The sequence below is a fragment of the Actinoallomurus sp. NBC_01490 genome, assembly GCF_036227085.1.
GTDB classification, from domain to species: Bacteria; Actinomycetota; Actinomycetes; order Streptosporangiales; family Streptosporangiaceae; genus Actinoallomurus; species Actinoallomurus oryzae.
In genome coordinates this window covers 3,004,551-3,018,266 of sequence record NZ_CP109433.1, presented here as the reverse complement: position 1 = coordinate 3,018,266, position 13,716 = coordinate 3,004,551, and the positions used below count along the sequence as shown (strand labels likewise).

The window sequence follows — 13,716 nt, the reverse complement described above, 5'->3', positions numbered from 1 at the left end:
GGCGCCGGAGGGGCCTCCGGCGCCCGCCGGGTCCGTCAGTCGAAGATCGGGTCGCGGGTGCGGCTGCGCTTGAGCTCGAAGAAGCCGTCGGTGCCGGCGACGAGGCGTACGCCGTCCCACAGCTTCGCGGCGGCCTCACCGCGCGGGATCGGCGACACGACGGGGCCGAAGAACGACGCGCCCTCCACCGAGATCACCGGAGTGCCGACCTCGTAGCCGACCCGGTCCATGCCGTCCTTGTGCGAGGCGCGCAGCGCGGTGTCGTAGGCGTCGGTGTCGGCGGCGTCCGCCAGCTCGCGGTCGAGGCCCGCCGCCTCCAGGGCGTCCTCGATCACCTCGCGGCTCTGCGCGAGCTTCTGGTTGTGGAAGCGCGTGCCCAGCTCGGTGTAGAGCTTGCCGAGCACCTCCGGGCCGTACTTCTCCTGGGCGGCGATGCAGACGCGCACCGGACCCCACGCCTCGGCCATCATCTTCTGGTAGTTCTCCGGCAGGTCCCGCCCCTCATTCAGCACCGACAGGCTCATGACGTGCCAGCGGACCTCGATCGGGCGGAGTTTCTCCGCTTCGATGATCCACCGCGAGGTGATCCAGGCCCAGGGGCACCTGGGGTCGAACCAGAAGTCGACCGGCGTGCGTACGGCATCGGCCACCGCAACCTCCACAGCATTCGTACGTCTTCTTGTACGGGGGCCAACCGGCGTGCTCTCCGAAGCATTCCAACCTTAGGGTTTGCTGAGAGTTTGGACCAAGATCCCCGCTTGGCGGGTTAGATGGTGTGACGGCGTGCCGTTTCGTGCGCCCGCGGGGGCGCCGTACGGTGGGATGGACAATGACGTCGCATTCATGCACTTGAGGCGAGGAGTTCACTTGGCTGGCAACCTGACGCGCGACGAGGCGCGTGACCGCGCCCGGCTGCTCACCGTCGAGTCGTACAACGTCGATCTCGACCTGACGACGGGTTCGGAGACGTTCGTCTCGGACACCACGATCAGGTTCGGCTGCGCGGAGCCCGGCGGCTCGACGTTCGTCGATCTCCACGGCGCGAAGGTCCGCGAGATCACGCTCAACGGGCAGAGCCTCGATCCGGGCTCCTACGACGCCGAGAAGGGACGCATCCCGCTCCCCCGGCTCGCCGCCTCCAACGAACTGCGGGTCGTCGCCGACGCCGCCTACTCCCGCACCGGCGAGGGGCTGCACCGGTTCGTCGACCCGGTCGACCACAAGGTCTACCTCTACACGCAGTTCGAGACCTGCGACGCGCACCGGATGTACACCTGCTTCGACCAGCCCGACCTCAAGGCGCGCTTCGAGCTCAGCGTCACCGCGCCGGAGGACTGGCAGGTGATCACCAACAACGCGCCCGACCGCTCCGAAGGCGGCCGCTGGCACTTCCCGGCCACGCCGGGCATCTCGCCCTACATCACCGCGCTCGTCGCCGGGCCGTACCACGTCGTGCGCGACGAGTACCGGCAGGACGATCAGGTGATTCCGCTCGGCGCGTACTGCCGGGCCAGCCTGGCCGAGTACTTCGACGCCGACGCGATCTTCGAGGTCACCAAGCAGGGCTTCGACTTCTTCCGCAAGACCTTCGCCCGGCCGTACCCCTTCGACAAGTACGACCAGCTCTTCGTGCCGGAGTTCAACGCGGGCGCGATGGAGAACGCCGGCTGCGTGACGTTCCTGGAGGACTACGTCTTCCGGTCCCGGGTCACCGACGCCGCGTACGAGCGCCGCGCCGAGACGATCCTGCACGAGATGGCGCACATGTGGTTCGGCGACCTCGTCACCATGCGCTGGTGGGACGACCTGTGGCTCAACGAGTCGTTCGCCACCTACATGAGCGTGCTGTGCGAGGCCGAGGCCACCCAGTGGACCGGCGCGTGGACCACGTTCGCGAACCTGTGGAAGACCTGGGCGTACCGGCAGGACCAGCTCCCGTCGACGCACCCGATCTCGGCCGACATCCCCGACATCCGGGCGGTCGAGGTCAACTTCGACGGCATCACGTACGCCAAGGGCGCGAGCGTGCTCAAGCAGCTCGTCGCCTACGTCGGCCGCGACAACTTCATCAGCGGCGTCCGCAGCTACTTCGACCGGCACGCGTGGGGCAACACCTCGCTGTCGGACCTGCTCGACGCGCTCGAGGAGACCTCCGGCCGCGACCTGACGTCCTGGTCCAAGGAGTGGCTGGAGACGGCCGGCGTCAACACGCTGCGCCCCGCGTACGAGGTCGGCGACGACGGCGCCTTCACCTCCTTCGCCGTGCTGCAGGAGGCCCCGGCGGAGCACCCCACGCTGCGCTCGCACCGCGTGGCCGTGGGCCTGTACGACCGCACGCCCGAGGGCATCGTGCGGCGCAGGCGCGTCGAGCTCGACGTGGTCGGCGCCCGCACCGACGTGCCGGAGCTGGTCGGTGAGGCCCGCCCCGACCTCGTGCTGGTCAACGACGACGACCTGACCTACGCCAAGATCCGGCTCGACGACCACTCGATGCGCACGCTCATCGACGGCATCGGCGAGATCACCGACGGGCTGCCCCGCGCGCTGTGCTGGTCCGCCGCCTGGGACATGTGCCGCGACGCCGAGGTGGCCGCGCGCGACTACGTACGCCTCGTGCTGTCCGGCATCCGCGGCGTCACCGACGTCTCCGTCGCCCAGTCGCTGCTGCGGCAGGCCCGCACGGCGACGCGGCAGTACGCCGACCCGGAGTGGCGCGCGACCGGCTTCGGCCTGCAGGCGGACGCGCTGCACGAGCTGATGCTCGAGGCCGAGCCCGGCTCGGACCGGCAGCTCACCTACGCGCAGGCGTTCGTGGCCGTCGCGACCTCGGCCGAGCACCTCGACTACGTCCGCGGGCTGCTCGACGGCTCGGTCACCCTCGACGGGCTGGTGATCGACACCGACCTGCGCTGGGGGCTGCTGCGGCGGCTCGTCGTACGCGGCGCCGCCGGCGAGGCGGAGATCGCCGCCGAGCTCCAGCGCGACCCGACCGCCGCCGGCGAGCGCCACGCGGCGGGCGACCGGGCGGCGATCCCGACCGCGGAGGCCAAGGCCGCCGCCTGGGACCGCATCACCGCCGGCGACCTGCCCAACGCCGTCTTCCGCGCCACGCTCGGCGGGATGTTCGACGTGGACGACACCTTGCTGGTGGAGCCGTACGTCGAGAAGTACTTCGCCGAGGTCGGGCGGGTCTGGTCGGAGTGGTCCAGCGACATGTCCAGCACGTTCGCCGAGCACGCCTACCCGTTCCTGGTGACCGAGCAGAGCACGATCGAGCGCACCACCGCCTACCTCGACGAGCAGAACCCCCCGCCGGCGCTGCGGCGGCTGCTCGTTGAGGGCCGCGACGGCGTCGCCCGCGCGATCCGGGCCCAGGAGAAGGACCGTTCCGCACGCTGATCACCGGGTTGATGCGGCTGTGCCACGGTTCGTCATGACAGAGTGAACGGGTGGAAACCGCCCGCGATGTTCTGACGACGCTCGCCCGGCGGTACGCCTTCGGCGACCTGGCCGCGCTCTGCGAGGCCGGGGTGGCGAGGCTGCCGTCGTGCGTCGCGGCCGAGGCGCGGCTGCTGTGCTCGTTCGGTCAGCGACTGATCGACCTGGACGCCGAGGACTTCGGCATGCCCGAGCGCACCGGCGACCCGGAGGTCGACGAGTACAGCGTGCCGGAGCACCTGCTGGCCCGCGCCCGCGCCAGCCGGATGCCGCAGTCGGCGAAGGAACGTTCCCGCGGGGCGCTGCGCACGCTGCGCCCCGCGTACGGCCTCCTGCTGGAGGTGATCGAGGCGCGCTGGCACCGCCGCGAGATGGCACCGCTCGTGGCCGCCGTGCACATCGCGTCCGAATACCTCCCGCTGCTCGCCTGGCAGCCGGTGCTCGGGCACGCCGGCGACCCGGCGCTGCTGCCGGAGTCGGTGTCGGGCCCGGGCAGCCGGTTCGGCGTGCCCGGCGGGGCCACCCGGCCACGCGACTGCTCGCTGACCCGGCCGCAGCAGTCGGCCGCCGAGCGCGCCCTGCGGGTCGCCCGCGAGCCGGGGCCGGGCTGGCGCAACTACCTCGACCGCCAGCACAGCACGGTCGCCTCGGCGCTGTGCACCTGCGCGGTGTCGTGCCGCACGCCCTGCGACGTCGTCACGCGCCTGAACCCGGAGGTGCTGTCCGCCCTGTCCGAGCGCTGCCGGGTGGCGCAGGAGTTCGCCGACGGCGCTCTCGTGCGCCTCCGGCACGCGGCGCCCGTCGGCCACGGCTTCGGCGTGCCCAACCCGGACGAGGTCTCCGACGCCTGGACGCGCACCCGCACCTCGGTGGGCCGGCTGTCCCTGGGCGGGCGCGTGGTGGGCGACGTCGCCGACTATCCCCTGCCGGGCCTGCCGGAGCTCTTCTCCGTCGCGGCCGGGCAGGAGATCGTCCCCGACACGCTGCTGCGCGACCTCTCCGACCACCTGGTCGCCATCCTGCAGAGTTAGGTTTTTTCATTAGCGTCTGACCAATGCCGCGCGCCCTCACCAAGGCGGCCGATACGGCGATCGACCGGACGACCAGGCCACGCGCCTCGACCGAACGGCGCGCCGTGCTCCGCCACGGCGTCGGCGTCGTCCGCTCCGCACTTCGGTGAAAATGGCTCAGCGAAGCCGCACGACATGCAGGCGAAGGTGGCCTGGTTCGGCCGGTTCTTCTTACTGATGTGGCCGCACGCGCTGCAGCCCTGGGAGGTGTAGCGAGGGTCCACGAATACCACCGGAATCCCGGCACGGGCCGCTTTGTAGGCGATGTAGCTGCCGAGCTGGGCGAAGCCCCAAGAGTGCAGGGTGACCCGCTGGGGCTTGCGGAGCCGTACCCTGTCGCGGATACCGCCCAGGTCTTCCAGGGCGATGCCGCGACAGGTGCGTTCAGCCTCGGTCACCAGCTTCTTGGAGATGCAATGGTTGGTGTCGGCCGCGAAACGCGCTTCCCGGCCCGACAGTTTCCGCAACAGGCGCTTCGCGGACTTGGTGCCCTTTTTCTGCAGGCGCTTGCGGAGGCGGCGGTTGCGGTGCCGGACCCGGTTCAAATGCTTGCCGGCGTGGACGGTGCCCTCAGAGGTGACGGCGATGTTCGCGATGCCCAGGTCGACGCCGAGGAACCCCTCCTTGGGCTCGCGTGTGTCGGGTTCGGGGATGTCGCAGGTCGCGTACAGGTACCAGTTTCCGCCTCGGAACACCAGATCCGACTCACCGCGCCGAAATTCGCTTAGGAGCTTCATCTGTTCTGGGGAGCACTGGAATCCGATACGGCCTGACCGACCGTGGACGGTCCAGATCGATACCGTGCGGGCATCGAGCTGCCAGGACAAGCAACGATCATCGAACGGCTGGGCGGCGTCCTTACGGAACCGGATCGGCGTACTCTCGGCTTTGGCGCGCCGCTTGGAGCCTTCGGGCCCGTAGTTCCCCGCCTTCAGATTCGCCTTCAACGCCGCATAAGCCCCCGCAACCTTCCGAACCACGTGGATCGCCGGCTGAGCCGACAACCCCAACTGCTTCAACTCGCCATAAACCACGCGCTGCAAAGACATCTTCCCCGTGACGCCGGCACCGAAAGCGCGACGAGAGGCATGGTTCGCGGCGACGTTGCGGACCACTGCCACACGGCTACGCGGCACTCTCTGGACGGGATTCCTCCCGATCGGGACTCCTCGCGTGGACTCGTTGAAACGCCACTCATCTATTTCTCATGGTCACATCAGCCTGGTCCCATCGAACGTCTCCAGATTAGGCCGGGTGAAACGTCTGCTGAGACGCCGCGTTCTCCTGCTCAACGGTGCGCTCGCCGTACTGCTGGCCGTCGGGATCGGCGTCGGATATCTCTCGCTCAGCGATGGGAACGACGCGGCCGGCGCGTCCTCCACCCGCACCGCGCGGGTCGCGCGCGGCAACGTCGTGTCATCGGTGTCCGCCTCCGGCTCGGTCGCCAGTTCCCGTACGCGGTCGCTCACCTTCGGCACGTCCGGCACCGTCACCAAGATCTACGTGGCGGCCGGCGACAAGGTCGAGAAGGGCAAGGTGCTGGCCCGGCTCGACCGGACCGCGGCCGAGGAGAACGTCACGTCGGCCAAGGCGAGCCTGGCCGCCGCCGAGTCCGGCGACACCTCCAGCGCCTCGGGCCACTCCCAGTACGTCTCGGCGAAGAACTCCTACGAGCAGGCCGTACGGGCGCTCGAGGGCACCAGGATCGTCGCGCCCTTCGGCGGGACGATCGTCGCGGTCAACGGCACCGTCGGCGGCTCCTCCAGCGGCTCGGGCTCCTCCTCGTCCGGTTCCTCCTCGTCCGGGCAGGGCTCCACCGGCGCGTCGGGCTCGTCCGCGTCCTCCGGCAGTGACGCGTCGAGCTCTTCGGGGTTCATCGAGCTGGCCGACCCCAGCCGGCTGGAGGTCGCCGGGGAGTTCACCGAGTCGGACGCGACCAAGCTGAAGACCGGCCAGTCCGCGACGGTCTCCTTCGACGCGCTCACCGGCGTGACGGCCACCGGCGAGGTCACCCAGATCGACATGTCGCCGACGACGAGCGACAACGTGGTCCAGTACGGCGCCACCGTGGAGCTGACCGACCCGCCGTCGTCCCTGCGGCTCGGCCAGACCGCGACCGTGCGGGTCACCACGGCCTCGGCGGAGAACGTGCTGTACGTGCCGGCGGCCGCGGTGAAGACGGCCGGCGGACAGAGCACCGTGACCGTCCAGCAGGGCGGGAAGCAGGTCGTCGAGCAGGTGCGGATCGGTGTCTCCGGCGACCAGGGGACGGAGATCAAGTCGGGGCTGAACGAGGGCGACGAGGTCGTGATCACCACGACGAGCAGCAGCGGCGGCAGCGGCTCCTCCGGCGGGTTCCCCGGCGGCGGGGGCGGTGGCATCGGCGGCCCCGGTGGCGGCATCGGCGGCGGAGGGCGGCCGTGACGGCGCCGGTCCTGGACGTGCGCGAGGTGACCAAGGTCTACGGCGCGGGCGACACGGCCGTCCACGCCCTGCGGGGCGTCTCGCTGCGCGTCGAGCGGTCCGACTACGTCGCCATCATGGGAGCGTCCGGCTCCGGCAAGTCGACGCTCATGAACATCCTGGGCTGCCTCGACGTGCCCAGCGACGGCCGTTACCTGCTCGACGGCACCGACGTCGGGGCGCTCGACGAACGCCGGCTGTCGATCCTGCGCAACCGCAAGATCGGTTTCATCTTCCAGTCCTTCAACCTGATCCCCCGGATGTCGGCGCTGGCGAACGTCGAATTGCCCCTGGCGTACGGCGGCGTACGGCCGTCGCGGCGCCGGCGGCGGGCCGAGGCCGCGCTGCGCCAGGTCGGGCTCGGCGACCGGATGGGGCACGAGCCGAACGAGCTGTCCGGCGGCCAGCAGCAGCGGGTCGCCGTGGCCCGCGCGCTGGTCACCGCTCCGGCGCTCGTCCTGGCCGACGAGCCGACCGGCAACCTGGACACGCGGTCCACCGAGGACGTCCTGGACATCCTGGACGGGCTCAGCACGTCCGGGCGCACGATCGTGTTGATCACCCACGAGGACGAGGTCGCCGCACGGGCCAAGCGCGTGATCCGCCTGGTCGACGGGCGCGTCATCGACGATCGCCGGCAGGCGGCCGTGGACGGGCCGCCGCCCGCCGCGGCCCGGGTGGCGGGCGGCGTCCGGTGAACCCCTGGGAGATCCTGCGGTTCGCCGTGCGCGGCCTGACGTCCAACAAGCTGCGCAGCGCGCTGACCATGCTCGGCATCCTCATCGGCGTCGCGGCCGTGATCGTCCTGGTCGCGGTGGGGAACGGCTCGTCCCAGCAGATCAAGGACAGCATCTCCCGGCTCGGCGCCAACTCCCTGACCGTCACGCCGTCGACCTCCGCGGGCCGGCGCGGCGGCATGGGCGGACCCGGCGGCGGGGGCGGCGGGTTCGGCGGGGCCGCCGCCGGCGGGCAGAGCAGCGGCCCGCGGACCCAGGCCCACGACCTCACGGTGGACGACGCCAAGGCCCTGGTCGACCCGGTCAACGCGCCCGCGGTCAAGAGCGCCTCGCCGGTCGTGACCTCCTCGTCGGTGACGACGACGTACGCGGGCACGAGCCACGCGATCAGCCAGTTCGTCGGCACGTATCCGGCCTACTTCTCCGCCGCCGACAAGGTCGTCGACCGGGGGACGGCGTTCACGAACGACGACGTGACGGGCGACCGCGAGGTCGTGGTGATCGGGACCACGGTGGCCGAGGACCTCTTCGGCACCGTCGATCCGCTGAACAAGCAGATCAACGTCGGCGGCGCGCTCTTCACCGTCGTCGGGGTCCTGGAGGAGTCGGGGTCGTCGGACATGCAGGACGCCGACGACGTCGCGATCGCCCCGCTGCCCGTCGTCCAGGAGAACCTCACCGGGTTCGGCGGGCTGAGCGACATCGTCGTGGAGGCCCGGAGCGCCAAGGTCACCGACGAGGCGCAGAGCGAGGTCACCGGCATCCTCGACCAGCGGCACGGCATCTCCGGGTCCAACACGGCCGACTTCCAGATCCAGAGCCAGGCGAGCCTGCAGTCGGCGGTGAGCGACTCCAGCAAGACCTTCACCGTGCTCCTCGGCGCGGTCGCCGCGATCAGCCTGCTCGTCGGCGGGATCGGCATCACCAACATCATGCTGGTCACCGTCACCGAGCGGACGCGCGAGATCGGCATCCGCAAGGCCATCGGAGCGCCGCGGGGCGCGATCCTCGGCCAGTTCGTCGCCGAGGCGACCGTGCTCAGCCTGCTCGGCGGCCTGTCGGGGGTGGCCATCGGGGTCCTCGCGAGCCTGTTCCCCATCGCCGGCGTGAAGCCCGTGCTGGTGCCCTCGTCGATCGCCCTGGCCCTGGCCGTGTCCGTGGCGATCGGCCTGTTCTTCGGCGGCTATCCCGCCGGCCGTGCCGCGAAGCTGCGCCCCATCGAGGCGCTGCGACACCGATGAGCGCGAGGAGAGAGAAGATGAGCCCCCGCAGACGACGCGCCGCCGGACGCGCACCGGCCGGGAAGAGCGAGGAGCTCTCCGAACCACCGTTCGACGACGACCTGGCCGAGGAGCTGGCGAGGGCGCCACGCGTCCGCAGGCGGCCGGGGCTGACCACCGTCCTCGGCGCGGGCGTGCTGGTCGCCGCCGGGTTCGTCGTCGGCGCCCAGGTGGACCGGCACGTCGCGCACCAGAGCGCCGCGCCCACCGCGCAGGGCGCGGCGGGCGGCACGCCGCCGCGCCAGAGCGGCGCCCGGGGCACCGGGCAGGCGGGGAGCGCCGCTCCGGGCGCCTCCCCGGCGGCCGGCGTGACCACCGGAACGGTGCAGAAGATCTCCGGCCGGACCCTCTACGTCCGGACGGCGAACGGCGACGTCGTCAAGGTCACGGTGACCGGCACCACCGACGTCAGCGTGCTCCGCAGCGGTTCGGCCACGGATCTCAAGGCCGGAACCAGCGTCGTCGTGCGAGGTGACCAGGCCGAGGACGGCACGGTCACCGCGACCTCCGTCAGCCAGGGCCGGGCCTCCGGCCGCTGACGTACCCGATCCAATCAGGAGAAGAAAATGATCGATGGTCAGGCGGCGGTCCGGCTGTTCGGCGGGGCGGCGGTCGCGGCCGCGCTGCTGTTCAGCGCGGCCTGCGGCGGCTCGGACGGCGCCTCCGGGCAGAGTTCGAGCGCCGCGCGGAGCGGCGGCTCGAAGGACGCGATGGCCGCGTACCGCGAGTGCATGCAGAAACAGGGCGTCTCGATGCCCGGCCGCGGTCCCGGCAACGGCGCGCCGGGCGGGACCCCCGGCGGCACGCCGACGGCCCGGCCCTCGGGACGGCCGTCGGGCCGCCCGAGCGGCACGCCGACCATGTCGGCGAAGCAGAAGAAGGCCACCCAGGCCTGCGCGTCCCTCCGGCCGAGCGGTGCGCCGGGCGGCGGCCAGGGCGGCCCGCCCGGCGGCGCGCCGAACGGCAACGCCCCCGCGAACGGGTAACCGGCCGTCGGGGGCACTTGCGCCACGCCCCGCGAGCCGGTGACCGGCAGGACGCCGGCGCTTGAGGCCCGGGGAGGTGTCCCCGGGCCTCACGGCTCCCGGCGCCGTACCGGTTCCGTGGTGGCGCGGACACGGCGGTCGGAGGGAAGGTCGTCCAGGAGGACCGGGTGGCCGTCGGCGTCGGACAGGGGGACCCGCCAGTTCGGGTACTCATCCGTCGTGCCCGGCTGGTTCTGGGTGCGGCGCTCGCCGACCGCGTCGGCCAGGGAGACGCCGACGAGCCGGGACGGTGTGCGGGCGAGGAAGGCGTGCAGGGCGGTCGTCATGTCCGCCGGGTCCAGGCCGAGGGAGGTCAGCAGTGCGCGCCACTCCCGCAGGCCCTCCTCCAGCTCCTCGTACTCCGCCGAGGCCGGGCGCGTCAGCAGGCCGAGGCGCTCGCGCAGCGCGATGTGGTCGCCGTTCAGGTAGCCCTCGATGGGCGGCATGTCGTGGGTGCCGACGGTGGCCAGGCACAGCTCGCGCCACTTGCCGGGCGGCAGCGGCCCGCCTCCGGGGTCGCGCTCGAACCAGGCCATCGACGTCCCGAACACCCCGCGCTCGGCGAACACCTCACGCATGTAGTCCTCGACCGTGCCGAGGTCCTCACCGACGACGACCGCGTCCGCCCGGTGCGCCTCGTACAGCAGCGCCCCGAGCATCTCCTCGTGCGGGTAGGCGACGTACGTGCCCTCGGAGGCCGGCGCGCCGTCGGGCACCCACCACAGCCGGAACACCTGCATCGCGTGGTCGAGCCGAAGGCCGCCCGCGTGCCGCAGGACGTGGCGGAGCATGGCGCGGTACGGCGCGTAGCCGGAGGCGGCGAGCCGCTGCGGATGCCACGGCGGTTGCCCCCAGCCCTGGCCGCGCTGGTTGAAGGCGTCCGGCGGCGCTCCGACGGTGATGCCCTGGGCGAACAACTGCTGGTACGCCCACGTGTCCGCGCCGCCGGGGTCGACGCCGACGGCGAGGTCGTGGATGACGCCGATCGGCATCCCCGCGGCGCGGGCGGCCGACTGGACCGAGGCGAGCTGCTCGTCCAGGAGCCACTGCAGCCACGCGTGGAAGCCCACGCGGTCCGCGAGCCGGTCGCGCTCGGCGGCGACCGCGGCCGAGGCCGGATCGCGCAGCGCGGCGGGCCACGTGCGCCAGTCGGCGCCGTGGAGCTCGGCCAGCGCGCACCAGGTCGCGAAGGCCGTCAGCGCCTCGCCCTCCCGTTCGCGGTAGGCGGCGTAGGCGGCCTCGCGGCCGGGCGAGCGCGGCAGCGTGTACAGCAGCTCCAGCGCGGCGCCCTTGGCCGCCCAGACCGCGTCGCGGTCGAGGGCGCCGGCCGTGTGGTCGCGGGCCCGCGCGGGAGCCGCGAGCCCGTCGACGCGCCGCCGCAGGTCCGGGCCTGCCGCGGCGTACTCGGGCACGTCCTCGGGGCGCAGGTAGAGAGGGCTGGTGTAGCGGCGGCTCATCGGCAGGTACGGCGAGGGCCGGATCGGCGCGGCGGGCTCGCCGGCGTGCAGCGGGTTGACCAGCACGAACCCGGCACCGAGGTCCTCCGCGCTCCAGCGCGCCAGGCTCCGCAGGTCGGCCAGGTCGCCGAGGCCCCAGGAGCCGCGCGACCGCGCCGAGTACAGCTGCGCCATGAACCCCCAGGCACGCGTCCCCGGATCGGGCGCCCGCGGCGGGGCGACCAGCAGCGGAGCGCTCGCCGTACGGTCGCCGAGAGAGGCATGGACGGTGCACTCGCCAAGTGGCGTGTCGGCCGGGAGGCGGTAGGACCCGGCGCCCGACGGGGCGAGGGCGACCTCGCCGCCGTCCGGCGGTTCGACGCGCACGTCCGCACCCGGCAGCGCGGCCAGCATCTCCCCCGGGTAGGCGACCAGCGCCGGCGGCAGCAGCCGTGTGCGCCGCTCGTGGTCGAGCCGCGCCAGCTCGGAGCGGATGGCGGCCGGGGAGGAGACGTCCGCGCCCAGCGCGGTCAGCACCGCCCTGATCGTGTCGGGCGGGACGTCGGCCGGTCGCCTCCGCCAGTCGGTGTAGGACGTCTCGACGCCGTACGCGGCGGCCAGTGCGGTGAGGTCGTTCACGGTCTCCACGATGCCCCGAGGAACCGCCTCGAACCGGCGGTCAGTCCCACATCGGCGGATGCCGGTCGGCCCAGGGGCGGGCGGCCTCGAGTTGGGCGGACAGCGAGATGAGGGTGGCCTCGTCGCTCATCCGGCCGACGAGCATCACGCCGATCGGCAGGCCGTCGTCGCTCCAGTGCAGCGGGACGTTGACGGCCGGCTGGCCGGTGATGTTGTAGATCGAGGTGAAGGGCGTGAAGCGCTTCTGCCGTTCGAAGTTCTCGGCCGGATCGACGTCGTCGAAGTAGCCGATCGGCACCGGCGGCTGCGCGAGCGTCGGGTGCAGGATCACGTCGTACTGCTCGGCGACCGGCATCGCCAGGCGCACGGCGAGCTGTAGCGCGCCCTGGGCCATGAACAGCTCCGGCGCGGTGATGGCGTTGCCGCGCTCGCGCAGGTGGCGGGTGAGCGGCCGGAGGCGTTCCTCGCGGTCCGGCGGCACCGGGGTAAGCGTGGCCATCGCCGCCCAGAGCGTCTCGAAGTGCGGCACCAGGTCGGCGCCCCACGGCATGTCGAGATCTTCGACCTCGTGGCCCAGCTCGGTGAGCAGCTCGGTGGTGGCATCGTAGGCGGCCACGCAGTCGGGGTGGATCTCCGCGCCGGGCACGGCCGAGGCCATACTGCGGCCGATGCGCAGCCGGCCGGGCGCGCGGTCGGCGGCCTCGAGGAAGGTGCCCTCCTGCGGCGCGGCGTGATACATGTCACCCGGCCGGTTCCCGGCGATGAGGTCGAGCATCAGCGCGGCGTCGCGTACGGAACGGGCGATCGGGCCGTTCGTGGCGAGCCCGGCCAGGTCGGGCACGATCGGGCCGTGGCTGACCCGCCCGCGCGTCGGCTTGATGCCGAACAGCCCGCACACGCTGGACGGGATCCGGATCGACCCGCCGCCGTCGCTGCCCTGGGCGATCGGCGCGAGGCCCGCGGCGACCGCGGCGGCGGCTCCCCCGCTCGACCCGCCGGCGGACCGGGACAGATCCCAGGGAGTACGCGCCGGAGACGCGACGTCGTTCTCGGTGTAACAGGGCAGTCCGAATTCCGGCGTATTGGTCTTACCCAGCAGAATCGTGCCCGCGTCACGGAGCGATGTGACGACGTTGTCGTCGGCGAATCCCGTGAAATCGTCGAAGGCGGCCGAACCGAGCGTCATCGGCACGTCCTTCACCATGTTGAGGTCCTTGATGGGCACGGGCACGCCCAGCAATGGCGGCGTGTCGCCCTGCGCGACCGCCTTCTCCGCGGCTTTTGCCTGCTCACGCGCAATATCTGCGGTCACCGTCACGAACGCGCCCACCTGATCGCCCAGCCGGTCGATGCGGTTCAGGTAGTGTTCGGTGACGTCGACGGGTGAGAGTTCGCGGTCACGGATCGCAGCGGCTTGCTCGCGCGCGCTGAGGTCATGAATCTGGGTCACAAGTGAAGACGGTACGCCCACCGAAAGTTGCACGGCCACCGTGGGGGATGATGCGAAATCTACCCTCGCCACAACCGCGCTAATCAACGACTCAGGGGGACAAAACTGTCGACATGGCACGACTAGGCACTCGGCGCAAAGCCTCGTTACCCTTCCTCAAGGAAGATCATGTTCGGTG

General features: G+C 71.9%; 11 protein-coding genes. 7 read left to right on the top strand and 4 right to left on the bottom strand.

The window, feature by feature from the left end; all coding sequences use genetic code 11:
• Nucleotides 1-35: 35 nt before the first annotated feature.
• Complete coding sequence (locus tag OG417_RS14510) at nt 36-650, bottom strand: DsbA family protein (protein WP_329255597.1); 615 nt, start codon at nt 648-650, stop codon at nt 36-38.
• A gap of 217 nt (nt 651-867) precedes the next feature.
• Between OG417_RS14510 and pepN the strand changes: the two genes are divergently transcribed.
• Nucleotides 868-3,399, top strand: a complete 2,532-nt coding sequence (pepN, locus tag OG417_RS14505; protein WP_329255588.1) for an aminopeptidase N — start codon at nt 868-870, stop codon at nt 3,397-3,399.
• Nucleotides 3,400-3,449: 50 nt separating this feature from the next.
• Entirely contained in the window at nt 3,450-4,469 is a 1,020-nt protein-coding gene (locus OG417_RS14500) for a hypothetical protein (RefSeq protein ID WP_329255585.1), read from the top strand.
• Here OG417_RS14500 and OG417_RS14495 read toward each other — a convergent pair.
• On the bottom strand, nt 4,466-5,623 hold the full coding sequence (locus OG417_RS14495) for an RNA-guided endonuclease InsQ/TnpB family protein (protein ID WP_329255582.1): 1,158 nt from the start codon (nt 5,621-5,623) through the stop codon (nt 4,466-4,468). The genes OG417_RS14500 and OG417_RS14495 overlap by 4 nt on opposite strands.
• A gap of 139 nt (nt 5,624-5,762) precedes the next feature.
• Here OG417_RS14495 and OG417_RS14490 point away from each other — a divergent pair, with 139 nt between their 5' ends.
• The 5 genes from OG417_RS14490 to OG417_RS14470 are packed head-to-tail and all read left to right on the top strand — an operon-like array spanning nt 5,763 to nt 9,974.
• The gene (locus OG417_RS14490; RefSeq protein ID WP_329255579.1) at nt 5,763-6,932 is read left to right on the top strand and encodes an efflux RND transporter periplasmic adaptor subunit; all 1,170 of its coding nucleotides are present in this window, start codon (nt 5,763-5,765) and stop codon (nt 6,930-6,932) included.
• Nucleotides 6,929-7,669, top strand: a complete 741-nt coding sequence (locus OG417_RS14485; protein WP_329255576.1) for an ABC transporter ATP-binding protein — start codon at nt 6,929-6,931, stop codon at nt 7,667-7,669. The genes OG417_RS14490 and OG417_RS14485 overlap by 4 nt, the downstream gene beginning before the upstream one ends.
• Nucleotides 7,666-8,949: an ABC transporter permease gene (locus tag OG417_RS14480; RefSeq protein ID WP_329255573.1), complete on the top strand. Its 1,284-nt coding sequence runs from the start codon at nt 7,666-7,668 to the stop codon at nt 8,947-8,949. The genes OG417_RS14485 and OG417_RS14480 overlap by 4 nt, the downstream gene beginning before the upstream one ends.
• A gap of 17 nt (nt 8,950-8,966) precedes the next feature.
• The gene (locus OG417_RS14475) at nt 8,967-9,527 is read left to right on the top strand and encodes a hypothetical protein (RefSeq protein WP_329255570.1); all 561 of its coding nucleotides are present in this window, start codon (nt 8,967-8,969) and stop codon (nt 9,525-9,527) included.
• Between the two features lie 27 nt (nt 9,528-9,554).
• Entirely contained in the window at nt 9,555-9,974 is a 420-nt protein-coding gene (locus tag OG417_RS14470) for a hypothetical protein (RefSeq protein ID WP_329255567.1), read from the top strand.
• A gap of 89 nt (nt 9,975-10,063) precedes the next feature.
• On the opposite strand, the gene malQ is transcribed toward OG417_RS14470, so the two are convergent.
• Together malQ and OG417_RS14460 are read right to left on the bottom strand one after the other, a co-directional pair.
• A complete protein-coding gene (gene malQ, locus OG417_RS14465) occupies nt 10,064-12,088 on the bottom strand; it encodes a 4-alpha-glucanotransferase (RefSeq protein ID WP_329255565.1) in 2,025 nt (674 codons plus the stop codon).
• Nucleotides 12,089-12,128: 40 nt separating this feature from the next.
• Nucleotides 12,129-13,538 (bottom strand): amidase, encoded by a 1,410-nt coding sequence (locus tag OG417_RS14460; protein WP_329262287.1) that lies wholly within the window; start codon nt 13,536-13,538, stop codon nt 12,129-12,131.
• Nucleotides 13,539-13,716: the final 178 nt, after the last annotated feature.

Bases quoted from the DNA above. Each gene is read 5' to 3' on its own strand.
- OG417_RS14475 (WP_329255570.1), top strand. From the start codon at position 8,967: ATGAGCCCCCGCAGACGACGCGCCGCCGGACGCGCACCGGCCGGGAAG.
- OG417_RS14470 (WP_329255567.1), top strand. From the start codon at position 9,555: ATGATCGATGGTCAGGCGGCGGTCCGGCTGTTCGGCGGGGCGGCGGTC.